23 protein-coding genes and 4 pseudogenes are annotated in these 26608 nt (G+C 72.8%); 14 read left to right on the forward strand and 13 right to left on the reverse strand.

The genetic code is table 11. From position 1 onward, the window contains the following. Nucleotides 1-206 precede the first annotated feature (206 nt). On the forward strand, nucleotides 207-812 hold the full coding sequence (locus tag BJF83_RS05080; protein WP_075925368.1) for an isochorismatase family protein: 606 nt from the start codon (nucleotides 207-209) through the stop codon (nucleotides 810-812). Beyond that, nucleotides 809-1765, forward strand: a complete 957-nt coding sequence (locus BJF83_RS05085) for a GlxA family transcriptional regulator (protein ID WP_075925369.1) — start codon at nucleotides 809-811, stop codon at nucleotides 1763-1765. Before BJF83_RS05080 ends, BJF83_RS05085 begins: the two co-directional genes overlap by 4 nt. Here the strand turns inward: BJF83_RS05085 and BJF83_RS05090 are convergent. Then, nucleotides 1713-2664: pseudogene (locus BJF83_RS05090) on the reverse strand (AraC family transcriptional regulator). The gene BJF83_RS05085 and the pseudogene BJF83_RS05090 overlap by 53 nt on opposite strands. A gap of 91 nt (nucleotides 2665-2755) precedes the next feature. Between BJF83_RS05090 and BJF83_RS05095 the strand changes: the two are divergent. Then, nucleotides 2756-3580 carry an NmrA family transcriptional regulator gene (locus tag BJF83_RS05095; RefSeq protein WP_143831794.1) on the forward strand — a complete coding sequence of 275 codons (825 nt, stop codon included), beginning with the start codon at nucleotides 2756-2758 and terminating at the stop codon, nucleotides 3578-3580. Between the two features lie 200 nt (nucleotides 3581-3780). Further along, entirely contained in the window at nucleotides 3781-4743 is a 963-nt protein-coding gene (locus BJF83_RS05100; protein WP_075925394.1) for an arsenic resistance protein, read from the forward strand. 84 nt (nucleotides 4744-4827) lie between these two features. Here BJF83_RS05100 and galE read toward each other — a convergent pair whose 3' ends face one another. Together galE and BJF83_RS05110 are read right to left on the reverse strand one after the other, a co-directional pair. Next, entirely contained in the window at nucleotides 4828-5808 is a 981-nt protein-coding gene (galE, locus tag BJF83_RS05105) for a UDP-glucose 4-epimerase GalE (protein ID WP_075925371.1), read from the reverse strand. 143 nt (nucleotides 5809-5951) lie between these two features. Continuing rightward, entirely contained in the window at nucleotides 5952-6455 is a 504-nt protein-coding gene (locus BJF83_RS05110) for a TspO/MBR family protein (protein ID WP_262391332.1), read from the reverse strand. 163 nt (nucleotides 6456-6618) lie between these two features. On the opposite strand from BJF83_RS05110, the gene BJF83_RS05115 reads away from it, so the two are divergent. After that, complete coding sequence (locus BJF83_RS05115) at nucleotides 6619-7959, forward strand: VWA domain-containing protein (protein ID WP_075925373.1); 1341 nt, start codon at nucleotides 6619-6621, stop codon at nucleotides 7957-7959. Nucleotides 7960-8055: 96 nt separating this feature from the next. Here BJF83_RS05115 and BJF83_RS05120 read toward each other — a convergent pair whose 3' ends face one another. Next, nucleotides 8056-8178: a DUF397 domain-containing protein gene (locus BJF83_RS05120; RefSeq protein ID WP_262391333.1), complete on the reverse strand. Its 123-nt coding sequence runs from the start codon at nucleotides 8176-8178 to the stop codon at nucleotides 8056-8058. Continuing rightward, nucleotides 8141-9046 carry a helix-turn-helix transcriptional regulator gene (locus BJF83_RS28530; RefSeq protein ID WP_075925375.1) on the reverse strand — a complete coding sequence of 302 codons (906 nt, stop codon included), beginning with the start codon at nucleotides 9044-9046 and terminating at the stop codon, nucleotides 8141-8143. The genes BJF83_RS05120 and BJF83_RS28530 overlap by 38 nt, the downstream gene beginning before the upstream one ends. A gap of 520 nt (nucleotides 9047-9566) precedes the next feature. Here BJF83_RS28530 and BJF83_RS05130 point away from each other — a divergent pair. Both BJF83_RS05130 and BJF83_RS27345 read left to right on the forward strand, forming a co-directional pair. Then, entirely contained in the window at nucleotides 9567-9800 is a 234-nt protein-coding gene (locus tag BJF83_RS05130) for a hypothetical protein (protein WP_075925376.1), read from the forward strand. Then, nucleotides 9793-9957 carry a hypothetical protein gene (locus BJF83_RS27345; protein WP_158070333.1) on the forward strand — a complete coding sequence of 55 codons (165 nt, stop codon included), beginning with the start codon at nucleotides 9793-9795 and terminating at the stop codon, nucleotides 9955-9957. The genes BJF83_RS05130 and BJF83_RS27345 overlap by 8 nt, the downstream gene beginning before the upstream one ends. Nucleotides 9958-10163: 206 nt before the next feature. Here the strand turns inward: BJF83_RS27345 and BJF83_RS05135 are convergent. The 5 genes and pseudogenes from BJF83_RS05135 to BJF83_RS05155 all read right to left on the reverse strand — a co-directional run bounded on the left by BJF83_RS05135 (nucleotide 10164) and on the right by BJF83_RS05155 (nucleotide 14538). Then, nucleotides 10164-10954, reverse strand: a pseudogene (locus BJF83_RS05135) (putative hydro-lyase). Nucleotides 10955-10969: 15 nt separating this feature from the next. Next, complete coding sequence (locus tag BJF83_RS05140; RefSeq protein ID WP_075925377.1) at nucleotides 10970-11824, reverse strand: biotin-dependent carboxyltransferase family protein; 855 nt, start codon at nucleotides 11822-11824, stop codon at nucleotides 10970-10972. Further along, the gene (locus BJF83_RS05145; RefSeq protein ID WP_075925378.1) at nucleotides 11821-12432 is read right to left on the reverse strand and encodes an allophanate hydrolase subunit 1; all 612 of its coding nucleotides are present in this window, start codon (nucleotides 12430-12432) and stop codon (nucleotides 11821-11823) included. Before BJF83_RS05145 ends, BJF83_RS05140 begins: the two co-directional genes overlap by 4 nt. 18 nt (nucleotides 12433-12450) lie before the next feature. Further along, nucleotides 12451-13209: a LamB/YcsF family protein gene (locus tag BJF83_RS05150; protein ID WP_075925379.1), complete on the reverse strand. Its 759-nt coding sequence runs from the start codon at nucleotides 13207-13209 to the stop codon at nucleotides 12451-12453. A gap of 81 nt (nucleotides 13210-13290) precedes the next feature. Then, nucleotides 13291-14538, reverse strand: a complete 1248-nt coding sequence (locus BJF83_RS05155) for an NRAMP family divalent metal transporter (protein WP_075925380.1) — start codon at nucleotides 14536-14538, stop codon at nucleotides 13291-13293. A gap of 158 nt (nucleotides 14539-14696) precedes the next feature. Between BJF83_RS05155 and BJF83_RS05160 the strand changes: the two genes are divergently transcribed. Beyond that, on the forward strand, nucleotides 14697-15413 hold the full coding sequence (locus tag BJF83_RS05160) for a GntR family transcriptional regulator (protein WP_075925381.1): 717 nt from the start codon (nucleotides 14697-14699) through the stop codon (nucleotides 15411-15413). Between the two features lie 39 nt (nucleotides 15414-15452). Here the strand turns inward: BJF83_RS05160 and BJF83_RS05165 are convergent, their stop codons facing one another. Next, entirely contained in the window at nucleotides 15453-17570 is a 2118-nt protein-coding gene (locus tag BJF83_RS05165) for an MMPL family transporter (RefSeq protein ID WP_262391334.1), read from the reverse strand. 202 nt (nucleotides 17571-17772) lie between these two features. Further along, nucleotides 17773-19224 (reverse strand): SDR family oxidoreductase, encoded by a 1452-nt coding sequence (locus BJF83_RS05170; RefSeq protein WP_075925395.1) that lies wholly within the window; start codon nucleotides 19222-19224, stop codon nucleotides 17773-17775. Nucleotides 19225-19572: 348 nt separating this feature from the next. Here BJF83_RS05170 and BJF83_RS05175 point away from each other — a divergent pair, with 348 nt between their 5' ends. From BJF83_RS05175 to BJF83_RS05205, 6 genes and pseudogenes are all read left to right on the forward strand, one after another. Beyond that, nucleotides 19573-20073, forward strand: coding sequence for a MarR family winged helix-turn-helix transcriptional regulator (locus BJF83_RS05175; protein ID WP_075925382.1), 501 nt, complete (start codon nucleotides 19573-19575; stop codon nucleotides 20071-20073). 65 nt (nucleotides 20074-20138) lie between these two features. Further along, nucleotides 20139-20878 (forward strand): annotated as a pseudogene (locus BJF83_RS05180) (aminotransferase class IV family protein). A gap of 252 nt (nucleotides 20879-21130) precedes the next feature. Next, nucleotides 21131-22675 carry a BCCT family transporter gene (locus BJF83_RS05190; protein WP_394329294.1) on the forward strand — a complete coding sequence of 515 codons (1545 nt, stop codon included), beginning with the start codon at nucleotides 21131-21133 and terminating at the stop codon, nucleotides 22673-22675. 43 nt (nucleotides 22676-22718) lie between these two features. Beyond that, nucleotides 22719-23186 carry an Hsp20/alpha crystallin family protein gene (locus tag BJF83_RS05195; protein WP_075925385.1) on the forward strand — a complete coding sequence of 156 codons (468 nt, stop codon included), beginning with the start codon at nucleotides 22719-22721 and terminating at the stop codon, nucleotides 23184-23186. Between the two features lie 81 nt (nucleotides 23187-23267). Further along, on the forward strand, nucleotides 23268-23906 hold the full coding sequence (locus BJF83_RS05200) for a copper chaperone PCu(A)C (protein ID WP_075925386.1): 639 nt from the start codon (nucleotides 23268-23270) through the stop codon (nucleotides 23904-23906). Continuing rightward, a complete protein-coding gene (locus BJF83_RS05205) occupies nucleotides 23906-25168 on the forward strand; it encodes a Dyp-type peroxidase (RefSeq protein WP_187347091.1) in 1263 nt (420 codons plus the stop codon). The genes BJF83_RS05200 and BJF83_RS05205 overlap by 1 nt, the downstream gene beginning before the upstream one ends. Nucleotides 25169-25234: 66 nt before the next feature. Here the strand turns inward: BJF83_RS05205 and BJF83_RS05210 are convergent. Next, a pseudogene (locus BJF83_RS05210) lies at nucleotides 25235-26568 on the reverse strand (M16 family metallopeptidase). Between the last annotated feature and the right edge of the window lie 40 nt (nucleotides 26569-26608).

The following is a 26608-nucleotide window of genomic DNA, read 5'->3' on the forward strand; positions in this document are numbered from 1 at the left end:
CCCTCCGGATGCGCTCCGACGAGCGCGGCGAGGGCGTCGGGCTGGGGTGCGCCACGGGACACGCCCTCGTCCCGGCCACGGTCCGCACCGCCGGTCCGGGAAGGCCATCGCCGATGGAGCCCGGACCCGCTGCTGTGACCGGATCGGTCCGCCAACGGCCCCGATCGTGTCTGCCGCGGCCCGGGGTCCACTGACACGATCGACGCATGGCACACGCACTCCTCGTCATCGACGCCCAAAAGTCCTTCCTCCAGCGCGAGAGCTGGACCGCCGCCTCCGACCCGGACGTGGCCGACCGGATCGCCACGCTGGTCGACCACGCCCGCGACCAGGGCGACCTGGTGGCCTGGGTCCTGCACACCGAACCCGGCAGCGGCAACGTCTTCGACCCCGAACTCGGCTTCGTCGAACTCATGGACGGGCTCGTGCCGCGCGAGGGCGAGCCGGTCCGCACCAAGACCGTGCACAACGCGATGACCGGGGCCGACCTGCACGGATACCTGACCGAACGGGGTGTGGACGCGGTCACCGTCTGCGGCGTGCGCACCGAACAGTGCTGCGAGACCACCGCCCGGGTCGCCTCCGACTTCGGCTACCGGGTGACGTTCGCGGTCGACGCCACCGCCACCGAGCCGATCGAGGCCCCGGGGTCCCCCGCCGGGCGTTCGCTGGAGGAGGTCCTCGCCGACCCCGCCACACTGCTCCCCGACGCCGTCGTCCAGCGGACCGTGTACGCGCTCGCGGGCCGCTTCGCGCGGGTGCGCACGGTCGCCGAGATCACCGGGGATGCCACTACACTGACCGGATCGTGACCACCGTCGTCTTCCTTCTCACACCGGGCCTGCACCTGCTCGACCTCGCGGGCCCGGCACAGGTGTTCTCGACCGCCGCGTCGCACCTGGGCCTGGACTACCGGACCCGGTACGTCGCCGAGCACGAGGACGTCCCCACCGCGCAGGGCGTCCCCCTGCGGGCCGAGACCTCCTGGCCCGATGTGGGTCGGGGCGACCTGGTCCTGGTCCCGGGCTGGCACACCGGCGGCGCACCGGTGCGCCGGGTGCTGACCGACGCGCGGAGACGGACCCTGACCGCGCACCACGCGGCCGGCGGCACCGTGGCGAGCGTGTGCTCGGGCGCGTTCGCCCTGGCCGAGGCGGGCCTGTTGGACGGACGGCGCTGCACCACCCACCACGATCTCCAGGAGCAGCTGGCCCGCCGCCACCCCCGGGCGCTCGTGGTGCCCGACGTGCTGTACGTGGGCGACGGGGGTGTGGTCACCTCGGCGGGGATCGCCAGCGGCATCGATCTGGCCCTCCACCTCGTCACCGTCCGGCACGGTCCCGCTGCCGCGGCGGCGGTGGCTCGGAACATGGTGGTCTACGCGCGCCGCAACGGAGACGAACCGCAGGCGAGCGCCATGCTGCGGCACCGGGGACACGTCGTGGACGTCGTGCACCGGGTCCAGGACGCGATCGACGCGCGGTACCTGTCGCCGCTGCGGCTGGCGGACCTGGCGGCGTTGGCGGGGGTGAGTGAGCGCACACTGACCCGCGCGTTCGTCTCGGCGACCGGGTTGACGCCGCTGCGCTACCAGCAGGCGCTGCGGTGGGAGCGCGCCGAGCACCTGATCGGCGCGGGGGAGACCGTGGAGGCGGCGGCGCGGGCGGTCGGATTCCAGGACGCCCGGATGCTGCGGCGCCTGCGGTCGCGGTTCACGACGGCACCGCTTCGGCGCGCGGCCGGGAACGGTACCCGGACGGGCTGACCCCCGTGTGCCTGCGGAAGGCCGTGCTGAAGGCGAAGGCGCTGCCGTAGCGACCCGCGCCGCGACCGCCTCCAGTCGCAGCTCGGGATCGGCGGTGAGCAGGTCTGCGGCCAGGTTCAGCCGCCAGGTGCGCAGGTAGGTCATGGGCGGCGTGCCCACGGCCCGCTGGAAGCGCGCGGCCAGGGTGGCGCGGGAGACCGAACAGGCGCGGGCGAGCGTGTCCAGGGTCCAGGACTCGGCGGCGCGTTCGTGCAGCAGGTCGAGGGCGTGCGCGACCACGGGGTCGCTCTGTCCGTAGAGCCAGCTGGGGCAGCGGTCGCAGTCCTCCTCCAGCCAGGCGCGCACGGCCATGACCAGCAGGGAGTCCAGGAGCCGGTCGTGAGGCTGGCCTGGGCGACCCGGCCGGAGGTGATCTCGCGGGTCAGCAGGTCCACGAGCGCCGCGTCGACGCGGCCGCCCGACAGGACGGCCATCGGCGGCAGGGCGGCCAGGGCCAGTCGGCCGATCTCGCTCTCGTCCTCGTAGGCGCCCACGATCATCGTGTCCTCGCCGTCGGGGTCGTTCCCCCACGCGCCGACACCGTAACTCATCGTCAGGCAGACCTCCCGCCCCTCGGCGGACACGCACCGCTGCCCGGGGAGGATGGTGATCGCGGGGACGCGACCGCCGCCGTTGGAGACCGTGTACGGGTCCGGTCCGCGCATCAGCGCCACGTCGCCGGGGCCCAGGCCGGCCTCCCCGTGCGGGCTGGTCACGCGGGCCCGTCCCGAGGTGACCACGACGAGGGTGAGCGCGGCGCGGTCGCGCACCTCGATCGTCCAGGGCGGGCTCATGACCGTGCGCAGAGTGCAGGCGCCCCGGGCGCGGGGCCCGTCGAGGAGGTGGGTGAGGGGATCCATATCCCCCACCCTACTCCGATTCAGACGATCTCTTATGCGATCCGGCGAATGAGCCATGTTCCATCTGACCCGGCGCTGCTGTACTGGACGCATGACCACACACGAACGAGTCCTTGTCACCGGCGGCACGGGGATGACCGGCCGCCGCGTCACCGACCTCCTCAAGCAGCGCGGAGTCGACACGCGCGTCGGGTCGCGGTCGGGTTCCCCGCGCTTCGACTGGCACGACACCGGCACCTGGGACCCCGTGCTGGAGGGCGTCACGGGCGTCTACCTCTGCTACCACCCCGACCTCGCCATGCCGGGCGCGATCGAGGCCGTCTCCGGGTTCGCCGCCCGGGCCGCCGAACGCGGAGTGCGCAGGGCGGTGCTCCTGTCCGGGCGCGGGGAGGACGGCGCGCTCGCCGCGGAGCGAGCGGTCCGGGACGCCTTCCCGGACACCGTCCTGGCGCGGTCCTCGTTCTTCGCGCAGAACTACTCCGAGAGCTTCTTCACGGAGCAGGTCCGCGCGGGGGCCACGTTCATGCCGGTCCCGGACGTCGCCGAACCCTTCATCGACCTGGACGACTTCGCTGCGGTGGCCGTGACGGCGCTGACCGAGGACGGGCACGCCGGGCGGACCTACGACCTGACGGGGCCGCGGTCGCTGACCTTCACGGAGGCCGCGGCGGTCCTGTCCGAGGCGACCGGACGGACGGTGGAGCACCGGACGATCGCACCGGGGCAGTACATCGAGGGAGCGGTGGCGCAGGGCCTGTCCGACGAACTCGTCCGGGGTCTGGTGGAGATCTTCCAGCAGACCCTGGACGGACGGAACACCGAGCCGACCGACGACGTGGCGAGGGTCCTGGGCCGCCCGGCCCGCGACTTCGCCGACTACGCCCGGCGCGCCGCCCGCACCGGGGCCTGGGACTGATCCGTCCCGCCGACACGGCACAGAGCGAGTGCGGTGGGTTGAGCCCGTCGCGATCGGCAGGGCAGGCGCCTGGCGACGGAGGTCCGGCGGGCGTCGGCCTGGGTGGTGTGGAGCGTCGACCGGGGTGGGTGTCGCCAACCCCGGTGGCCGCTACGCCTACTGTGGGCACCGTCCGCCCGATCGCACAGGTGGGAGGCCCCGTGTCCCCGTCGGAGAGGTTCCAGGGCCTGTTCGTGGCCGCGGCGGCGCTGGCCGGGCTGGCCGCGGGAACGCTGTGGCCCGTCGGCGCGGCCGCGGGCCACGCGGTCCTGCCCGCCCTGATCCTGCTCCTCGTCGCGGTGTTCACCCAGGTGGACGCCGGTCAGGTCTGTGCCGCCCGGGAGTCCGGCCGGGTGGTCGTGGCGAGTCTGGTGCTGAACTTCGTGCTGACGCCGCTCCTGGCCTGGGCGCTGGGCGCGGGGCTGCTCGGTGACGCCCCGGACCTGCGGATCGGTCTCCTGTTGCTGCTGGTCACACCGTGCACGGACTGGTACCTGGTGTTCACCGGGCTGGCCCGGGGGCACATGGGTGCGGCGACGGCGTTGCTGCCGCTGAACCTGGCGCTCCAGCTCGTCCTGCTCCCGGTGTACGTGCTGCTGCTGGGCGGTGAGGCGGCGATGGTCGGCGTGGACACCCTGGTGGAGGCGGTGCTCCTGGTCCTGGTGCTGCCCATGGCGGCGGCGGTGGTCCTGCGCCGGTCCGCCCGGTGGTGGCGCGGGCCCCTCTGGCGGGACAGGGTGCTCATGGGGTGGGCCAACCGTGCGGTGCTGCCGCTGCTGTACACGGCGGTGCTGGCGATGTTCGCGTGGCAGGCGCGCACGGTGGCCGAGCACGCCGTGGACCTCGTCGGCCTGCTGGTGCCGCTGGGGGTGTTCTTCGTGGTCGCGCCCCTGGCCGCGGTGGGCGCCGCGCGCGTGCTGCGGCTGCCCGCCGACCAACGGGTCACGCTCACCATGACGACGGTCGCCCGCAACTCACCCGTCGCCCTGGCCGTGGCCGTAGCCGCCTTCCCCGACCGGCCGCTCATCGCGGTCGCCCTGGTGGCGGGTCCGCTCCTGGAACTGCCGGTGCTGGCGCTGCTCACCCAGCTCGTGCGGGTGCGGCGGGCGGATCCGCCCGGCTGACGGCGGTTCCGGAGCCGACCGAGGCGCCCGACGCGTGACGGGCGGCGGTGCGCGCCTCCTCGACGAACACCCCTGACCCGGTGGTCAGAGGGCGACGGGCGCGGTGGCGGGGGTGGCCCGGCGGGCGAACTCCCAGGCGTCGGCGACGATGGTGTGCAGGTCGGACCGCTCGGGCCGCCAGCCCAGCACGCGCGCGGCGCGCTCGGAGGAGGCCACCAGGGTCGCCGGGTCACCGGGGCGGCGTGGAGCGGGCACGGTCGGGATGGGGCGACCGGTGACCTCGCGGCACACCTCCAGCACCCGCCGGACGGAGAAGCCCGTCCCGTTGCCCAGGTTGAGGATCTCGTGCGCGCCGGGCCGGGCGTGTTCCAGGGCCAGCAGGTGCGCCCGCGCCAGGTCGGCCACGTGGATGTAGTCGCGCACGCAGGTGCCGTCGGGGGTCGGGTAGTCGTCGCCGTGGACCGACACCGACGCCCGCTCCCCCAGCGCCGCCGACAGGACGATCGGGATCAGGTGGGTCTCGACCCCGTGCCGCTCCCCCACTCCCCGGTCGGCCCCGGCGACGTTGAAGTACCGGAGGCTGACCGCCGCCGTGCCGTGCATGCGGGCGTGTTCGGTGAGGGCGGCGTCGACGGCCGCCTTGGAGGCGCCGTAGGGGTTGGTGGGGCGGACGGGCGCGTCCTCGGTGATCGGCGTGCTCTCGGGCTCGCCGTAGACGGCGGCGGTCGAGGAGAACACCAGGCGCCCCGTGCCGGTGGCGCGCATCGCCTCCAGCAGGGCCAGCGACGTGCCGACGTTGCCGTCCCAGTAGCGGCCCGGATCGGCGACCGACTCGGCAACGATCGAGCGCGCCGCGAAGTGCAGGACCGCGTCCTGGCCCTCGGCGAGCACGTCGGCCGCGCGTTCGCGGACTGTGCCGGGCACGAGGCGAGCCCCCGGGTGGACGGCGTCGGCGTGCCCCGTCGAGAGGTCGTCCAGGACCGTGACCCGATGACCCGCCTCGACCAGCCGGGCGGTGACGACGCTGCCGACGTAACCGGCGCCTCCGGTGACCAGAACCTTCATCGGCTTTCCCCCGTGTTCGGCGCTCCGAGTGCGTGACTGACCTCACCCTAGGGCAATGACCAGGGAAAACACATTCGGAGAAAGCCGGCCATTCCCGTCGTCACCGGCGATTGCGCCCTGGTCCGCTCCCCGATCGGGCCGGATCAGGCGTTGTTCATCCACAGGTTCAGATTGAGCGCCGAAGCGAAGGCGACCCAGAGGGCGTAGGGCGCCAGCACCAGGGACGCCGCCCGGTGCGCGCGCCAGAACAGGACCATCGTCACCACCACGGCGAGGAGCAGCAGACAGATGTCGAGGAACGCCAGACCGTACTGCCGGGCGCCGAAGAACAACGGCGTCCACAGCGCGTTCAGGACGAGTTGCGCCCACCACCACAGCAGGGCGGTGCGCGCGTCCCACCCCGCCCGCCGCCACACCAGCCACGCGGAGACGCCGATCATCCCGTACAGGACCGTCCACACCGGGGCGAACAGCCATGGCGGAGGCGCCCACGGCGGTCGTTCCAGCGAGGAGTACAGCGCCCCGGCGTCCGAAGCCGCCGCGGACCCCGCGATCGCCACCAGGTAGGAGGCGCCGACGAACACCGCCAGCGAGGGCAGGCCGCGTCCCCGGCCCTCGCCCCCGCCGAAGAACGTCGTAGCTGACATGTCGCTCATCGTAACTCGGCGGGCTCGCACCGGACGGCCACCCGCCGCACCGGTTCTCGGGCGGCGACCGGTGAGGACTCCGGCGTGACCTGATCCGGCCATCCCGGGGCGAACGTCCGTCCCCGTTCCTACCCTGGGGGCAACCGACCCCCGGGAGTGTCCCATGCACCTGTCCGCGCTGTTGGACTTCGACGTCGTCCCCCTGGACTCCGACGACGCCGTCCGCGTCCTGCTCGACGTCACCGCGCCCGAGCACAAGGCGGACGCCGAGCGCCCGCCCGCGACGCTCCAGATCGTCCTCGACCGCAGCGGCTCCATGGGCGGCGGGCGGCTGCGCGGGGCGGTCGAGGCCCTCCTGGCCCTGGTGGACCGGCTCTCCCCCACGGACAACTTCGGTCTGGTCGCGTTCGACACCCAGGCGAGCGTGGAGGTGGCGGCGGCGCCCCTGTCGGACAAGGCCGGGGTACGCCGTCGGATCCGCGCGCTCCGGGCGGGCGGGGGCACGGACCTGTCCAGCGGTCTGCTGCGCGGGATCCAGGAGGCCCGTCGCGCGGCCGACGGCAGGGGCGCCACCCTGCTGCTCGTCTCGGACGGGCACGCCAACCAGGGGGTGACCGACCACGACCTGCTCAGGCAGGTGGCGGCCGACGCCTACGCCCACGGGGTGAGCACGACCACCCTCGGGTACGGGCTGGGCTACGACGAGGCCCTGCTCGGCGCGATCGCCGACGGCGGCGCGGGCGGAGCGCTGTTCGCGGAGGAGCCCGACACCGCGGGCGGGCTGATCGCGCGGGAGGCGGACTACCTGCTGGCGAAGTCGGCGCAGGCTGTGTCGCTGCGGGTGCCGTCCGGCCCGCACGTGCGCAGGGTCGAGGTGGTCGGCGAGGTCCCGTCGTCGACGCTGCCGGACGGTTCGCTCATGGTGGAGCTCGGCGACCTCTACTCGGGCGAGGACCGCCGCCTGCTGCTGCGCGTCGAGGTGCCCGGCGTGGCGGAGCTGGGGACGGTCACGGTCACCACCGTGGAGGCCGTCTACGTCGATCCGGCGACGCTGACCACCTACACGGCGACCCTGCCGATCACGGTGAACGTGGTGCCGGGGAACGAGGCCTCGGGCAGGACACCGGCGCCGGAGGTGCGCACGGAGGAGGCGCTGCAACGCGCCCAGACCGCCAAGCGCAGGGCGAGCGAGGCGCTGCGGCGCGGGAACCGGTCGGAGGCGGCGGACATCCTGGACGAGGCGCGCCGGAACCTGCCCGCGCCGCCCGCGGGGTCGGCGGCGCACGCCGATCCGCAGGTGAACGAGCAGGCGGACGAACTCGGGCGGATGGCCCGGCGGGCGCGCCGGGACGACGCGTCGCGGACGTCGAAGTCCCTGTACGCCAGCCAGTCGGGGTACGCGCGGCGTCGCAAGTCCCAGGGCGGGGAGGAGATCCGCGGACAGGAGACCGGCCGCGACCAGTCCTTCCCCGACCAGCGGGCGCCGGGGGACTCACGGGAGTGAGGCACCCGAGCCGGGGTCGGTGAATTCCCGCCACACCGCGGGGGCGGAGAAACCACCCCCGCCGCGATGAGGCGGAGAGCGGGGCCGGTTTCCCGTTCAGCGGTCGACGCGCACCGAGACCAGGAGGGCGGTCCACTCACCTGCGGGAACAGCGAGGTAGCCCAGGTGTCGGTTTCGGGTGTCACGAACGCGTATGCTGTCCCCTTCCCGTACTTCCACGCACTCTCCCGAGTTCCCGCTGTAGGAGGACTTGTGGTACCCGTCGAGCGTGTTCACGACCTGTTCCTTTCTCTGACCAGGAAGTCCTTACTCGCTGCGGGTGAGAGGCTCCCGCCATGAGCGAGTTGAACCTGCCCGTGGCGTTCAACACGAGTTGGGGATCACTGTAGACCTGTCCGCCCTCGGCGTTCTCCAGGTACATCACTGACTCCACGGGCGACAGCCCAAGGATGGTGAAGGCCCCCTCCAGCGCGGCATGCGCTCCCTGATCGAACGGCAGCACCTGAACGGTCACGAACGGCTCCTGGGATCGCTCTATGATCTGATCCCACTGTGCCCGCATGACGTCGGGTCCACCAACCACGCGACGCAAAGCCGCCTCGTCAATCACGTACTCCACAAGCGGTGACTGGTCTCTGTCCAAGACCTTCTGCCTGGCCATGCGAGCCGCGAGCAGCTCGTCAACCTCGGAGTACGGCTTGGGGGGGAAGGCGGCACGCAGGACCTCAGCCGCGTAGTCCTCCGTCTGCAACAGGGCTGGCATCACTTGCGGTTGGAACTGACGGATGTTCTGCGCACGCCGCTCCAACTCCACGTACTTGGGCAACGAACGCCGGTGCCCCAGCAGCTTCGTCGCTGACCACAGCTCCGTGAAGTGGCCGTTCGCCCCCAACTTCTCGTCGAGCAGCTGCGCGAACTGCCGCGTCGGCATGCGCTCCTGTCGCTCGACCGCGCCGATCTGCTGAGCGGACATGCCGATGAGGTCGCCGAACTCCTTCTGCGACAATCCCGACGCGTTTCGCTTAAGGAACATTTCCCTCGCGAACAGTGCGACAGCCGCTTCGTTGACAAGCTTTTTCTTCGACATTGCCACAGGAAACCACGAATTCGCGTCCCGAACTTGTGGTTCCTGCAAATCCGCTCGGAAAACAGCTCACTCCTGGACCGCGAGATGGCTGTTCAGGCACGGTTTCACTACCGGGCGGCGCAGTAGCGTCGCTCCACCCGACCTGCATTTCGGGTCGGGGTGACCACCGGGACGGGCCTCCGCTGACGGTCCAGAGGAACCCGGTGACCCGGCCGTCCCACCTCGACACCAGGCAGAACGGCCCGAAATATGACAAAGCGCCCTGTGCCGATAGGAGCGGCCCAGGGCGCGGACCCTCATCCCGACACGAACACGAAGAACGAGGACCCATGCGAAACTCTACCGACGCACACATCCGAATTCCGCGAAACGGGAAAAACGACCACCCGATCCCGCTCCCCCGCCGCCCCCGGCGCGCCCACCGCGTCCGTCGCCACATCCCCCGCCCCTGCGCGACGACCGCCCCCGAAAGCGTCCTGCGCGCGGCCCTGGACGGCCTCTCCTGGCTGGGGACGCGCCGATGACCCGGGTCTGCGACATCCGCGAACTGTCCACGGTGTCCGAACTGCGCGCCTGGGCCTCCGCACACGGCGCACGCGTCCGCCACCTCGGCCCCGACCTGGAGAACCGCCCCGTCTACGGCGCCACCCGGGGCCACGTCACCCGCGTCGCACGCGGCCCGCGCCCGGACCGTTACTCGCACGCCCTGGTCTGGCACTCCCCGCTCGAAACTCCGGAGGCCACCCATGAGTGACCACCACGAGGACCAGCCTGACTCAGTGAAGATCCCGAGCCGCCCCAGCCTCGCTGACGCGGTCGGGCTCGCGCTCATCCTGCCGCCCAGACCGCCGGACGACGGCGACCCGGTCGCCCGTCTCCAGGCCGTCCTCCGCGCCGCACTGGACTCCTGAACCACCCCAGACCCACCGTTCCCCGGGGGAGTCCCCGGCCGAGAACCCCCGGAGCACACCCATGGACGGCACGACCGCGTGCGCCGGTGGTCGGGGCCACGACTACGTCCCCGACCAACCGCCGGTCCGCCACGGAACGACGGCATCGGCCACCTGCGACCGCTGCGGCCACACCATCACCGCGACCCGGGGCACGGTGCCGAGGACTACGGCACCTGGTAGTCGGCGTCCCGGACGTCGGTGACCGCCATGTGCCCGGGCGCGTGGCCGATCGCGAACTCCGGCGCGGACGCCATCACCGCCGCCTGCGGCGTCACCCCGCACGCCCAGAACACCGGCACCTCGCCCGCCCGCACCTCGCCCGGGTCGCCGAAGTCGGGCCGCGCCAGGTCCGCGATCCCCAACCCTTCCGGGTCCCCCACGTGCACGGGAGCGCCGTGGACGGCCGGGTACCGCGACGTGATCCGCACCGCGTCGGCGACCCGGTCAGCGGGAACGGGGCGCATCGACACCACCAGCGGCCCGCGGAACCGCCCGGCGGGACGGCACTGGCGGCCGGTCACGTACATCGGCACGTTGGTCCCGGCCTCCATGTGCCGGACGGGCACCCCGGCGGCGAGCAGCGGGGCCTCGAAGGTGAAGCTGCACCCGATGAGGAACGCCACCAGGTCGGGCCGCCACAGGTCGACGACCTCGGTGCGCTCCTCCACCAGCTCCCCGTGCCGGTACACCCGGTAGGCGGGAAGGTCGGTGCGCAGGTCGCCCCTGAACACCGGGGCCGAGGTCTCCCCCGGCTCGGCGACGTCCAGCACCGGGCACGCCTTCGGGTTGCGCTGGGCGAACAGCAGGAAGTCGAACGCCAGCTCCCGGGGCAGGGCGATGAGGTTGGCCTGCGCGAACCCGGCGCTGTACCCGGCCGTGGGCGCCGCAGCCCACCGCGGAACAGGGCTCGGGCCTCGTCGGGGGACAGCGCGGCGCGGGCGGTGGACTGGGGCATCGAAAGACCTCCGGGTCAGAGTGCGAAGCGAACGCGCGTCCCGGGCACCGCCTGGGCCGCCCGGGGCAGGTCGGCGGAGCGCACCACGGCGACGACCGGGTACCCCCCGGTCACGGGATGGTCGGCGAGGAAGAGCACGGGCTCACCGCTCGGCGGAACCTGGAGCGACCCCGCCACCATGCCCTCGCTCGGCAGCTCACCGCCGCGCGACCGCTCCAGCGCCGGACCGGCCAGGCGGGCCCCCACCCGGTCGCTGCGCGAGGTCACCTCGTACTCCCGGGACAGCAGCGTGGCCACGGCCTGGTCGGTGAACCAGTCGTCCCGGGCCCCGAGCACGACGCGCAGCACGATCGACGGCTCGCCAACGGGCGCGGTCGGCGCCTGGTCCACCCGGGGGAACGCGGCGGGCGCCGGTCCCACGGGCAACCGGTCCCCGGGCGCGGGCACGGCCGGACCGAGCCCCGCCAGGACGTCGGTGCTGCGCGACCCCAGCACGGGGGCGACGTCCACGCCCCCGCGCACGGCCAGGTACGTGCGCAGCCCCCGCGCGGGGACCCCCATGGTCAGCGCCGCTCCGTCGGGCAGGTGGACGACGGAGTCCACGGCGGCGCCGCGCCCGTCCACCCGCAACGGCACGGGCGCCCCGGTGACGGCCACCGTCACCGCACCGCGTGCGCGCACGCGCAGCCCGCCCATGGTGACCTCCAGGGCGGCGGCGCCGACCGGGTTGGCCACCAGCCGGTTGGCCAGGGCGTAGGACACGGTGTCGGCCGCGCCGGAGCGCCCGACCCCGAGGTCGGCGTGCCCGAACCGCCCCGCGTCCTGCACGGTGGTCATCGGGCCGGTGGCCAGGATCTCCAGCGCGCTCACGCCGCCTCCGTGAATCGCACGCGCACACCGGGACGCAGCAGCCCCGGGGGGTCGCGGTCCAGGTCCCACACCCGTACGTCGGTGCGGCCGATCAGCTGCCACCCGCCCGGGGAGCTGCGCGGGTACACCCCGGCGAACTCCCCCGCCAGGGCCACCGCTCCGGCTGGCACGCGGGTGCGCGCCTCGGGGCGTCGGGGCACGTGCAGGCGCGAGTCGTCGCCCACCATGTAGCCGAACCCGGGAGCGAAGCCGCAGAACGCGACCGTCCAGGTGGCGGCGGTGTGGGCCCGGACGACCTCCGCCGGGGTGAGCCCGGTCAGCACGGCGACGTCGGCCAGGTCCTCGCCGTCGTAGGCGACCGGGATGGTGACCGTGCCGCCGTCGACCGCCGGCCGCTCCGCTGCGAGGGGAAGCTCGGTGACGGCGGCCGCGACCGCGTCGGTGTCCGTTCCGGGCTCCACCCGCAGCAGCACGGTGCGGGCGGCGGGGACGATGTCGGTGACCCCGGACACGGAGTGCCCGGCGAGCGCCGCGCGCAGGGCGATCACTTCCGCCAGGTCGGCGACCTCCACCAGAACACCGGTGTCGCCGCAGGTCAGGACGCGCACGTTCGGTTCCTCCCAGAGTCAGTCGGTGAAGGGGGCCAGGGTGACACTCTCGGCCCTGAGCTTGTCGGCGACGGTGCGGGCGATCTGCACGGCGCCGGGGCTGTCGCCGTGCACGCAGAGCGAGTCCGCCTCGATTCGGATCTCGCTGCCGTCGACCGCGGTGATCGGCTCGCCGAGTGCGATGCGCAGACAGCGTTCGGCGATCTGGTCGGGGTCGTGCAGGACCGCGCCGGGTTCGCGGCGGGAGACCAGGGTCCCCTCGGGGGTGTAGGCGCGGTCGGCGAAGGCCTCGCGGCGGGTGGGCAGTCCGGCCTGCCGCGCCAACCGGAGGAACTCCGAGCCGGGCAGTCCGAGCACGGCGAGGCCGGGGTCGAAGGAGCGGACCGCCTCGACCACGGCGGCGGCCTGGTCGGAGTGGTGCACGATCGCGTTGTACAGCGCGCCGTGCGGTTTGACGTAGCGGATGCGCTCACCGGCCAACCCGGTGAACGCGGACAGGGCGCCCAGCTGGTAGAGGACGTCGTCGGTCAGCTCGCCGGGCGGCATGTCGACGAAACGGCGCCCGAACCCGGCGAGGTCGCGGTATCCGACGTGCGCTCCGACGGCCACGCCGCGCTCGGCGGCGGCGCGGGTGGTGCGCCGCAGCACGGTCGGGTCGCCCGCGTGGAAGCCGCAGGCGACGTTGGCGCTGGTCACGATGGACAGCAGTGCCTGGTCGTCGCCCAGTTCCCAGCGGCCGTAGCCTTCGCCGAGATCGGAGTTGAGGTCGATGCGCAACGTGGGTCCTCCTCAGGGGTCGTGCCCCGCCCGTGCCCGGTGGCCGGGGCCGGGCGGGGCACGGCCGGGATCGGGGTGTGCCTACTGCAGGAGCGCGGCGATGCCGCCGAGGGCGTTCCAGGCCATGTACAGGGTCAGCGCCCAGGCGGCCCATCCGATGGCGAGCAGCCAGCGCGGGTAACGGTAGCCGCCGAGCAGGTCCCGGGAGCGGCGGGTGGCCGCATAGAGCATGACGCCGAGGCCGATGGGCAGGATGGCGCCGTTGAGCGCTCCCGCCAGGACGAGCAATGTGGTGGGGGCCTGACCGGCGACCAGGAAGACCGCCAGTGACACGCCGACGAAGACGGTGACCAGCAGGCCTCGGCGCTGGGTGAGCACCGGGTGGAAGGTGGTGACGAAGGAGACGGAGGTGTAGGATGCGCCGATCACGGAGCTGACGGCGGCGGCCCAGAAGATGACGCCGAACATCCGCAGGCCGACCTCGCCCGCCGCCACGCGGAACGCCTCCGCCGCCGGGTTGGCCGCGTCGGCGATCGCGGCGCCGCCCGCGACCACGCCGAGGACGGCGAGGAAGAGCACGACCCGCATGACGCCGGTGACGATGATGCCGGTGACGGACGTGCGGGTGATGGCGGAGACGTTCTCACGCCCGCCCTTGCCCAGCTCGACCAGGCGGTGCGCGCCCGCGTAGGTGATGTAGCCGCCGACCGTGCCGCCGATGATGGTGACGGTGGCGAGGAAGACGTCGCTGCCGAGCTGGTCGGGCAGGACCGACTGGCGCAACGCCTCCCCGACCGGTGGGCGGGACACGAACGCGACGTACAGGGTCAGCGCGATCATCGCGACGCCCAGCACGACCAGGATCCGGTCCAGGGCCACGCCGAGTCGCGCGACGCCGAGGATGACGACCGCCAGGACCGCGGACAGGACGGCGCCCACGCGCGGGTCGAGACCGGTCATGGCCTCCAGCCCCAGGCCCGTGCCGGCGAGGTTGCCGACGTTGAACACCAGGCCGCCGAAGACGATGAGGGCCGCCAACAGGTAGCCCGCCCCGGGCAGCACCCGGTTGGCGAGGTCCTGGGCGCGCATGTCGGCGACGCCGATCACGCGCCAGATGTTCAGCTGGACGGCGATGTCCACCAGCACCGACACCAGGATGGCGAAGGCGAAGGTGGCGCCCAGTTGGGCGGTGAAGGTCGTAGTCTGGGTGATGAAGCCGGGCCCCACGGCGCTGGTGGCCATGAGGAACAGGGCGCCGAGCAGGCCGCTGTTGAGTGCGACGCGTCCGGGGCGGGGGCGCACCTTGGCGGGCGCGGAGGAGTCGTCCATGGGTGTCTCCGGGTGTGGAGGGGGAAAAGTGACCCACACCATTGTGGGATTGTTGAACAATACTTCAATCCAACGAGGACGGTAAAGACCCGGTCAGTAAAAACAATCCGCCGGTACGTACCATGGAGGGGACGAACCCGCCCCTCGAAGGAGCCCACGTGACGGCCACGGACGACCTCATCGACCGGCTCCCAGAGCCACCGGAGGCCCTGGCCCCAGCGACCAGCCAGGCCGAACGGGTCGCCGACATGCTGCGGGTCTTCGTCATCGACGGCGCCCTGGCCCCCGGAACGCGCCTGTCCGAGGAGCGGCTCAGCCGCAAGTACGGGGTCTCCCGCAACACGTTGCGCGAGGCCTTCCGCCTCCTGTCACGCGAACGGCTCCTGGTGCACCAGATGCACCGCGGCGTCTTCGTCAACCGCCCGACCAGTGAGGACGTCCGCGACCTGTTCAGCGCGCGCCGGACGTTGGAGATCCCCGCCGTCCGGGGGGCACGAGACGCCTGCGACCGGGCGGTCGCCGCCGTAGGCTCCGCCGTGGCCGAGGGCCAGGCGGCGCGCGCGCAGGCCGACTGGTGGGCGATGGGCACGGCCAACATGCACTTCCACCGGGCACTGGCGGGGCTGGCGGGCAGCGCGCGGATCAACGAGTTCATGAGCCAGGTGCTGGCCGAGACCCGTTTGGTCTTCCACGTGATGAACGCGCCAGAGCAGTTCCACGCCCCGTACCTGGACTGGAACCGGCGGATCCACCAGCGGCTGACCGAACGCGACGCCGACACCGCCGCCGTCGAGCTGTCCCGCTACCTGGACACCTCCGAGGAACAGCTGGTCACCGCGTTCACCGCGATGGAGCGGAGGGCGGACGGCCGATGACGCCGCCCGCCCCGGCGCCCACGACGGGGCGGAACCCGCTCAGCGCACGTCCGCGACGGCGGCCCGATCCGTCCGCTCCCGACCGTCCGAGGGGAGTCCGGGGCCCGCGCCGCCCCTGCCCGCACGCCCCGGCCACCAGGTCCGCTCCCCCAGCTCCAGCGCGAGCGCGGGGACCAGCAGCGAGCGCACCAGCAGCGTGTCCACGAGGACGCCGAAGGCCACCAGGAACGCCAGCTGGAACAGGAACAGCAGCGGGATGACCGCCAGCGCGGCGAAGGTCGCCGCCAGCACGACCCCCGCCGACGTGATGACGCCGCCGGTCACGGCGAGGGCGCGCAGCACACCCGCCCGGTGGCCGTGGACGAGAGTCTCCTCCCGCGCCCGGGACATGAGGAAGATGCTGTAGTCGATCCCCAACGCCACCAGGAAGACGAAGGCGAACAGGGGCACCACGGGATCGGCGGAGGGCAGGCCCAGCACGCGGTCGAAGACCAGGGCGCCCACGCCCAGGACGGCCGCGAAGGACAGCACGTTGACCGCCAGGAGCAGCAGGGGCGCCACCAGCGAGCGCAGGAGCGGGATGAGGACGAGGAAGACCACCGCGAGGACGAGCGGGACCACGACCGCGAAATCGCGTTTGGCGACGTCGCGGGTGTCCAGGGCGGTCGCCGCGGCGCCGCCGACCACCGCGTCGGCTCCGTCGATCTCGGCCAGTGCCCCGCGCAGTTCCCGCACGGTGTCCACGGCCTCGGCGGACTCCGGCGGGTGCGCGAGCACGGCTTCGACCAGGACGCGGCCGTCCTCGGTGATCGGGGCGCCCTCCTGGCCCGGAGGGCCCGGTTGGCGGACGGGCTCGGCGCCACTCACGCCGGTGAGCCCCTCAGCCGCCGCGATGACGGCGTCGGTGTGGTCCGCGTCGGCGACGACCAGAGCCGGAACGGCCGTGGAGTCGGCTCCGAAGCCGCGGGTCAGGGTCTCCTGGCCGTCGACCGCCTCGACCTGGGTCCGGAAGATCTCGGCCTGGGAGCTTCCGGTGGCGTCGAACTGGGGGGCGAGCGCCGCGGCTGCCAGGAGGAGGACGGCGGTGCCGGTCCAGTAGGCGCGGGGACGGCGTCCGACCGAGGCGGCCACCGCGCCCCAGGCGGGGTGGCCGGCCCGGACATCGTCGGGACGCCGCCGGGCGGCGTCCCGCGCCCGGCCCGGGGCGAACGGCCAGAACGCTGCTCGGCCGAGGAGGAGCAGGGCTGCGGGAAGGAACGTCAGCGCCGCCAGGACGGCCGCGCCGATCCCGACTGCGACGACGGGGCCCAGCCCGCGAGACGAGGCGAGGTCGGCGGCGAGGAGGCAGAGCACGCCCAGGACCACGGTCCCCGCGGAGGCCAGGACCGGGCCGACCACGCCGCGCAGGGCGGCGGCGACGGCCTCGGCCGCGGTGCTCCGTGCCGCCAGCTCCTCGCGGTGACGGGCGACCAGGAGCAGGGCGTAGTCGGTACAGGCCCCGACCACGAGGATGAAGAGGATGCCCTGGCTCTGACCGTTGAGGGTGATCAGGCCCGCGTCGGCGGCGGCGTACACGAGCGCTCCGGACAGCGCCAGGGCGAGGAGCGCGGCCACGATCACCACGACGGGGAGCAGGGGCGAGCGGTAGACGGCGACCAGGATGACCAGGACCGCGGCGAGGGCGACCAGGAGCAGGCTCGTGTCGATGCCGGCGAAGGCCGCGGACAGGTCAGCGGCGAACCCGGCCGGTCCGGTGACCTGGGGTTGGAGTCCGGGCACGGGGTCGTCCGCGAGCACGTCCCTGAGCTGCGCGACGGCCTCGCCGGTGTCGGCGCCGGAGTCGATCGGAACGATGATCTGGGCGACGGAGGCGTCCTCCGTCCCGGGGAGGGGTCCGATGACAGCCCCGCCGACCCACGACCGGTCGGCGAGGTCCTCGGCGACCCGGGAGAGCGCCGCCAGGTCGTCGGCGTCCACGTCCCGCGCGGCGGAGAAGACCACGATCGCGGGTACGCCGTCGCCGCGGTCGAAGTCGCGCGCCAGTTCCGCGGCCCGGGTCGACTCCGCGCCGATCGGCAGGAAGGCGCTCTGGTCGTTGGTCTGGACCTCGCCCAGAGCGCCGAGCAGCGAGCCGAGGGGCCCGCGCCGACGATCCACGCCACCACCGACACGGCCGCCAGCAGTCCGGGTATCCGCTCCGGCGCCCGGTGTTCCGTGTCATCGCAGCACCTGCCTCCACGTCGACGCGAATAGCTCTGAAAACAACTATCTTGGATTTCGAGCTAATTTGTGCCAAGAGATTAACACGCTCGCCGACGACCCCAGCCTCCCGGCCCCCGCCAAGGGCGGGAGACGCCCGTCAGGCCTCCCTCTCGGCCCGGCGCGCGATGTTGCGCGCCATCGAACCGAACATCAGACCGTGGAACGGTGTGACCACGACCCAGTACAGGTGCCCGAGCAGCCCGCGGGGGTGGAAGAGCGCCCGTTGCCGGTAGACCGTGCGGCCGCCGTCCCGCTCGACGCCCAGTTCCAGCCACGCCGGACCGGGCAACCGCATCTCCGCGCGCAGCCGGAGCAGCCGACCGGGAACGATGTCCTCCACCCTCCAGAAGTCGACCGAGTCACCGGCACGCAGGCGGGCGGGGTCCCTGCGGCCCCGGCGGAAGCCGACACCGCCGACCGCGAGGTCGATCCACCCGCGCGCCGCCCAGGCCAACGGCCACGAGTACCAGCCCCGCTCACCGCCGATGCCCTCGATGACCGACCACAGTCGATCGGCAGAGGCGTCCACGACCTGCCAACGCTCGTCCGTGTACAGGCTGCCGCCCGTCCAGTCGGGGTCGGTGGGCAGGGGGTCCGACGGAGCGGTCGGCCAGGCCGCCGACGACCATCGCGTGTCCACGCGCCCCTCGCACACCCTGAGCAGCGCCAACCGCACCGCGTCGTCGAAACGCAGCCGCTCGTGGTCGTCGAGCAGGTCGGACAGGTCGTCCTCGCCCATCACCGCGTCGTGGCGCAGCGACTCGACCAGGGGGCGCGCGATGGACGCCGGGACCGGCGTCACGAGCCCCACCCAGTGACTGGACAGTCCCGGCGACAGCAGCGGCAGCGGGAGAATGCACCGTCGGCGGATCCCGGCGATCGCCGCGAACCTCTGGATCATCTCCGCGTAGGTGAGCACCTCCGGGCCACCGATGTCGAAGGTGCGGTTGGTCCCCTCCGGCAGCTGCGCCGACTCCACGAGCAGACGCAGCACGTCGCGCACGGCGATGGGCTGAACCCTGCTGCGCACCCACCGGGGCGTCGTCATGACCGGCAGGCGCTCGGTCAGGTGCCGCAGCATCTCGAAGGAGGCCGAACCCGAGCCGATGATCACCGCGGCCCGCAGGACCACCGCGGGCACGGAGGAGGCCAGCAGGATCTCGCCGACCTCCGACCGCGAGGACATGTGCGGCGAGAGTTCCACCCCGCGCGGCGCCAAGCCCCCGAGGTAGACCACACGGCCGACGCCCGCGTCCTCGGCGGCACGGGCGAAGGTGCGGGCGCCACGCGCGTCCTGGCCCACGAACCCGCGACCGCCCGACATCGCGTGCACAAGGTAGTAGGCGGTGTCCACTCCGGCCAGCGCCTCGGCCAGGCCGGTCCCGTCGAGCACGTCCCCGCGCACCACCTCGACCCGGTCGCGCCAGGGGTGGTCCCGGAGCTTGCCGGGACTCCGCGCCAGGCACCGGACCTCATGGCCCGCGTCAAGCAGACGGGGCACCAGCCGACCCCCCACGTACCCGCTGGCCCCGGTCACGAGTATGCGCACGATGCCCACGTCCCCCCGCACGCCCGGTGGCGCCGCTCGACCGAACTCTCTCCCGGGTCCTCGGCGCGCCTCACCCTCGGTGTTCCCCGTCCCCGCCGGTCGCACCCGGCCGGCGCGGAGCCCGAACGCTTCCGTGCGGGCGGGCGCGCACCACGCTGACCAGGAGGTCGCGACCGCACCCCTTGACGCGCCCCGCGCCCCGCACGCGCCCCGTGTCGCGCACGGGCCGACGACGGCGTCCTCCCGGCGTGTCGGCCGGAACCCTCACCGCTCCGAGCCCGGTGCGCGCATCCGCCTAGACTTCTGGGTAGGACCGGACCAGCCGGTCACCGACCCGCCGGGAGCTCCATGGAAACGGCGCCGGCCTCGCCCTCCGGCGGACCCGACACCCGGTCGCGGGACGACCTCTACGACGCCCTCCAGGACGGCGGGCAGCGACTCGCGGTCGGTCTGGTGCGCCTCCTGCACCGGATGGCGACCGTCAGCGGCATGAACCCGACGGACTTCCAGTGCTACACGCTGCTGCGGGTGTCCGGCACGCTCACCCCGGGGGAGATCGCCGACAGCCTGTGCCTGTCCACGGGCTCGGTCACCGGAGTCCTGGACCGGCTGGAGGAGCGCGGTCTCGTGGAACGCACCCGCCACCCCGAGGACCGCCGCAAGGTCGCGGTACAGCTCGCCGAGGGCGCCGAGCGCCTCGCCGCGGCCTCGTCACCGGGCATGCGCGACGCCATGACGCGGCTGCACGAGGATTACTCCGAAGACGAACTGGCCGTCATCGTCGACTGGCTGGACCGGCTCGACGCGACCCTCGACGGCGTGGTGCGCGCTCCCCGCCCCCCGGCCTGACCTCCCCGCCGCACGTGCGGGAAACTCCGGTGACACAGGTCCCCCACTGCCAGGATGAGGACGACATGGAACTGAACGGACACCCCGTCAGCACCGGGGAACTCGCCGGACTCGCCCTGTGCGGATACGGCCACTTCACCACCATGCTCGTCGCGGACCTGCGCGTCCGCGGCCTGGATCTGCACACCGAACGGCTCACCCGCGACTGCCGCACCCTCTTCGGCACGGAACTGGACCTGCCCCGCGTCCTCGAACTCGTCCGCCGCACCGCCCGCGCCCATCCCTCCCCCCGCGTCGTGCGCGTGACCGTCTTCGACCCGGACCTGGACCTGGGCCGTCCGGCCGGCCGCGCGCTGCCCCAGGTCCTCGTCACCACCCGGCCGTTCACCCGGGACCTGCCCCAGGTCAAGGCACGGGCCTGTTCGGCTCGATCCGCCACCGGCGGTCCGCCCAACTCGACGGGTACGACGACGCCCTGTTCACCGGCACGGACGGCCGCGTCTCGGAGGGGCCCACCTGGAACATCGGCTTCCTGGACGACGACGGGCTGGTGTGGCCGCAGGCCCCGTGCCTTCCGGGCGTGACCGCCCAACTGGTCGAGCGGGCCGCCGTCGACCTGGGGATCCCGGTCTCCACCCGGCCCGTCGCCGCCGCGGCCTGCACCCGGATGGCGGGCGCGTTCACCACCAACGCCACGACCGGGGTGCGCCCGGTGACCGAGATCGACGGCGTCCACCTGCCGCGATCGGTGCTCGTCGACCGCCTCACCGAGACCTACGCCGCCCTGCCGGGCCAGCCGCTCTGACCCCGCTCCGCTCCCTTTCGTCGGGAATGGTTCCCGAAACTCCCGGATCGCGCCACTCAGGCACCCACCCGGACCTCCCCTAACATCCGGAATACACCGGCCGTCCGCACGGACGCCATTCGACCCCGGACACCGCCGTCCCGGCCGGCAGGGCAGCCGACCCTCCGGGGCTGGGGAGGAGTCACCATCTCAACCCTGCGCGACCACATACGGGAGCACACGAACCCCGCGGTCTTCTTCGTGTCCGGGGCCGTGATCATCGCCTTCGTCGTCGGCGGCGTGTTCGCCACCGGCCCGTTGCTGCACGCGGCCACGGCCACACGCGACTGGATCGGGAGCGAACTCGGCTGGCTCTACGTCCTGGCGACCACCTTCTTCCTGGTCCTGGCCGTCTACCTCATGCTCAGCCGGTTCGGCCGGATCCGCCTCGGCCCGGACGACGCCCGCCCCGAGTTCGGCACCCTGGCGTGGTTCGCGATGCTCTTCACCACCGGCATGGGCATCGGCCTGGTGTTCTGGGGCGTGTCCGAACCCATCCACCACCTGACCTGGCCGAGGAACGCCGACTTCCTCGTCCCCGAGGGGGAGGCGCCCCCGGCGGAGGCCGCCGACGAGGCACTCGCGCTGAGCTTCTTCCACTGGAGCTTCCACCCTTGGGCCATCTACATCGCGCTCGGGCTCTCACTGAGCTACTTCGCGTTCCGCAAGGGCCTTCCCCTGCGCCCGGCCTCGGCCCTCTACCCGCTGCTCGGCGACCGCGCGTTCGGCTGGCCCGGCAACCTCGTCGACGTCCTCGCGGTGTTCGGCACGCTCTTCGGCCTGGCCACGTCCCTGGGGCTGGGGACCCTCCAGATCAACGGCGGACTCGACTACGTGTTCGGCGTGCCCGTCAACCAGCACGTGCAGGCGGCCATCATCGTCGTCATCACCGGCACCGCGCTGCTCAGCGTGCTCGCCGGCATCGACAAGGGCATCCGCCGCCTGTCCGTCATCAACCTGTGGCTGGCGTTCCTGCTGCTCATCGTGGTGTTCCTGTTCGGTCCCAAGCTGTGGATGATCAGCACCATGACCACCGCGGCCGGCGAGTACCTGACCGCCCTCATCCCCCTCAGCCTGTCCTTCCCCAGCCCGCTCGCCGACCCCCAGGCGGCCCGGTGGACCACGACGTGGAGCATCTTCTACTGGGGGTGGTGGATCTCCTGGGCGCCCTTCGTCGGCGTCTTCCTCGCCCGGATCTCCTATGGCCGCACCATCCGCGAGTTCGTCGTCGGCGCGCTGTTCGCGCCGGTCATCGTGTCCATCCTGTGGTTCGGCGTGTTCGGCGGCTCAGGCCTGTTCTACGAGCTCTTCGAGGGCGGCGGACTGTCCGACCTGCCGGAGGAACAGCGCGCGTTCCGCCTCATCGACGTGATGTTCACGTTCTCGCCCGTGTTCGGCGACGCGATCGCGCTCCTGCTCATCCTGGTGGTCACGATCTTCTTCATCACCTCGTCAGACTCCGGCTCCCTGGTGGTCGACACGCTGACCAACGGCGGCGACCTCCACCCGGTCCGGGCACAGCGCGCCTTCTGGGCGATCTCCGAGGGGGCCGTCACCCTCGTCCTGCTCGTCCTGGGCGGCTCCGACGCCCTGGCCGCCCTCCAGGCCGCCTCCGTCGTGACCGGTCTTCCCTTCGCCGTGATCCTGCTGTTCATGCTGTGGGGCCTGGGCAGGGCACTGGCCGAGGAGCCGCAGCACGGTCAGACCGGGCCCACCGACCGGGACCGCGCCACGGCGCCGCGCCCTCGGGAGGAGTGACCCACGTGGACCGCAGACAGACCGAGACCAGCAGGAGGCGGCCGTGACACGCAAGAGGACGCGCAACCCGTTCCACGGGGTCATGGACATGATCACCGAGATGAACCGCATCTCCGAGACGATGTCCTCAAGCGAGATCAGCCACGCCGGAGAACGCGAGCGGGGCTTCGCCGACGCGTGGAGCCCACCCACCGACATCCTCGCGCACGGCGACGACCTGGTGATCCGCTGCGAGATCCCCGGAGTCTACGAGGAGGACGTCGTGGTCAGCCTCAGCCAGAACGTCCTCACCATCAGCGGGCGGCGCCGCCGCGACGAGGGCGACGTCGTCTACTACTCCTCCGAGCGGTACATGGGCGCCTTCCGCCGCGACATCGCCCTCCCCGAGGACGTCGAGGACGAGGACGTCGAGGCCGGATACGGCGAGGGGCTGCTGGAGGTCACCGTGCACGGGGCGGCCAACGCCGCCGCGCCGACCCCGATCGAGATCCGACGCCGCAGGCGACGCTGAGAACGCCGGGAACCGGGCGCCGCTCCGGAGCGACTGTCACGGTGAACGGCCGCGTCCGCGGCCCGACACGGGAGTCATCCGATGCACCAGCGCACCACCCGCTCCGCCACGGCGGCGGCCCTGTTCGCCCTCGCCCTCTCCGCGTGCGGAGGCGGCTCCGCCGAACCGGAGGAGGCGCAGGCCGAGCAGGCCGCCGCGGAGGCGACGGCGGCCGACGGCTTCGAGATCACCGACCCCTGGGTCAAGGCGGTCACCCAGGACGAGGGGATGACCGGCGTCTTCGGGGAGATCGCCAACACCTCCGCATCCGAGATGACCATCGTCTCCGCCACGGCCGACGGCGCGGACACGGTCGAACTGCACGAGGTCGCCATGGAGGGGACCGACACGACGATGACCGAGGTCGAGGGCGGCTTCGTCATCCCGGCGGGCGAGACCTACACCCTGGAGCCCGGCGGGTACCACATCATGCTCATGCAGCTGACCCGGGACCTGGCGGCCGGGAACGAACTCACCGTCACCGTGGAGTTCGCGGACGGATCGACCGCATCCTTTGACGCGCCCATCCGCCCCTACACCGGCGCCAACGAGGAGTACGAGGGCGGCTCCGAGGGAGGCGAGGAGCACGACATGGGCGACATGGAGGGCGACCACTCCGGCCAGGGCGACGGCTCGGGCGAGGACGGTGGCGACTCCGGCGACGGCTACGGGGACGAGTGATGGCCGACCACGATTCCGAGGACGCGGCACACGACAGCGGGGCGGGCGGCGGCGGGATGAGCCGCCGGGGACTACTCCTCGGCGGCGCGGCCGGACTCGGCGCCGCGGGCATCGGCGCGGCTGGGGCCACCGCGGCGCACCGGCTGGTCGGGGGGGCCGAACCGGCTCCCGGATCGGAGTCGGCGCCCCTGCACGGCGACCGCACCGTGCCGTTCCACGGTCGGCGCCAGGCCGGCGTGGAGACACCGCCGCAGTCGCACGCCACGTTCGTCGCACTGGACCTGGACGACGGCGCGGACGCGGACGCGGTGCGGCGGCTCATGGTCATCCTCAGCGACAACGCCGCGCGCCTCACCCAGGGCGTTCCCGCGCTCACCGACACCGAGCCCGAACTGGCCGAACTCCCGGCCCGCCTGACCGCCACCTTCGGGTTCGGGCGGGGCCTGGTCGAACGGGTGAACCCCGACGCCGTGCCCGACTGGCTCGGTCCGCTGCCGAAATTCGAGCAGGACGACCTGAGCCCGGAGTGGGGCGAAGCCGACCTGCTCGTCCAGGTCTGCGCGGACGACCCGGTCACCGTCTCACACACGGTGCGGATGCTGCTCCGGGACGCCCGGCCGTTCAGTCGGCCCCGCTGGTCCCAGAGCGGGTTCCGGCGCGCCCACGGCTCCCAACCAGACGGCACCACGATGCGCAACCTCATGGGCCAGGTGGACGGCACCGCCAACCCGGCCCCGGGCACGGAGGACTTCGACCACCTCGTCTGGGGCGAGGGCGGCCCCCACTGGATGGCCGGGGGCACCAGCCTCGTCCTGCGCCGGATCGCCACCGACCTGGACACCTGGGACGAGATCGACCGGCCCGCCCGCGAAGCGGTCGTGGGGCGCCGTCTGGACAACGGCGCGCCGCTGACCGGCGAGAACGAGCACGACGAGGTCGATCTGGAGGCCACCGGGCCCGACGGTCTGACCGTCATCCCGTCGTTCGCCCACGTGCGGCGGGCCCGGACGGGCGACCCTGACGAGCGAATCTTTCGCCGCGGCTACAACTACGACCTGCGCGACGGCGTGACGGGTGAAGCCGGACTGCTCTTCGCCTCCTACCAGGCCGACCCGCTGCGCCAGTTCGTACCCATCCAGCGCCAGCTGGACGAACTCGACCTACTCAACCAGTGGGTCACGGCCGTGGGGTCGGCGGTGTTCGCCGTGCCGCCGGGCTGCGCGGAGGGCGGATACGTCGGCCAGAGCCTGTTGGAGGGGTGAAAACGGCGCCGCTGCGCGCGCAGCGGCGCCCGAACCGTGCTTCCCCGGGCCCGCCGCTCCGCGTGGCTAGAAGCGACGGTCCCCGGCGTAGGGGCCGATGACGGCGAGGGCGCGCGGACGCGCGAGCAGGTCGGCGGCGACCTCGGCCACGTCCCGATCGGTCACCGCGTCGAACAGCGCGAGGTCCTCGTCGATCGACAGGTGGCGCGGGTGGTTGAGCTCATGCCCGAGCAGGCGGCCCATCCGCGCGTTGGTGCCCTCGTTGCCCAGCACCCACGTGCCCTGGATCTGGCCCTTGGCCCGGGTGAGCTCCTCGGCGGTGATGCCGACCGCCGCCACCTTCGCCAGTTCGTCCCGGCACACGCCGATGACCTCGTCGGCCTTCTCCGGCAGGCAGCCCGCGTAGATCTGGAAGGTCCCAGTGTCGGCGTAGCCGTGTGGTAGGCGTGCACGGCGTAGGCCAGGCCGCGCTTCTCGCGCACCTCCTGGAACAGGCGGGACGACATGCCCCCGCCGAGCGCCGCGCTGAGCAGGCGCAGCGCGTGCCAGCGCTGGTCAGTCCGGGGCAGGCCCTCCGATCCCAGGATGATGTGCGCCTGCTCGGTCTCACGCGTCTCCACCACGGTGCCGCCGAACGTCGTCACCGGGCCGCCGCTCAGGCGCGGGCGCGCCGGGCGGGCGTCCCCGGCGACGTCGAGTTGGTCGGCGAACATCTCCCGGACCCGTTGCACCACCTCGTCGTGGTCGAGGCTTCCGGCGGCGGTCACCACCAGCTCACCGGGCACGTAGGCGGAACGGTACTGTTCGAGGATGCGCTCGCGGGGCAGGGCTCGGATCGTGTCGATCGTGCCGAGGATCGGCCGACCCAGCGGGCTGTCCCCGAAGAAGTGCGCGGCGAAGACGTCGTCCACCAGGTCGGCGGGCTCGTCCTCGTACATGGCGATCTCCTCCAGGATCACACCGCGCTCGGTCTCCACCTCGCCCTCGTCGAGCACCGAGTTGGCGACCATGTCGCCGACGACGTCGACGGCCAGCGGAAGGTCGCGGTCGAGCACCTTGGCGTAGTAGCAGGTGTGCTCCTTGGTGGTGTAGGCGTTGTGGTCGGCGCCCACCCCGTCCAACAGCGCGGAGATCTCCATCGCCGAACGCGTCCGGGTCCCCTTGAAGAGCAGGTGTTCGAGGAAGTGCGCCGACCCCGCGTGCGCCGCGTCCTCGTCGCGCGACCCCGTGGTCGCGGAGATCCCGAAGGCCGCGGACCGCCCGCCGGGGACGTCCTCGGTGACCACCCGCAGACCACCGGGCAGCACGGTCCGCCGCACGAGGCCGGACCCGCGTGCGGGCTCCAGCAGCGTGACGGTGGTGTCCGGCTCCTGCTCGGCGGCGATGGGGACAGAGCTCATGAAACCTTCTTCCTCGCGTCGTTGGTGCGCTGGGCCGGTC

The organism is Nocardiopsis sp. CNR-923, from assembly GCF_001942255.1.
In the GTDB taxonomy this organism is placed as follows: domain Bacteria; phylum Actinomycetota; class Actinomycetes; order Streptosporangiales; family Streptosporangiaceae; genus Nocardiopsis.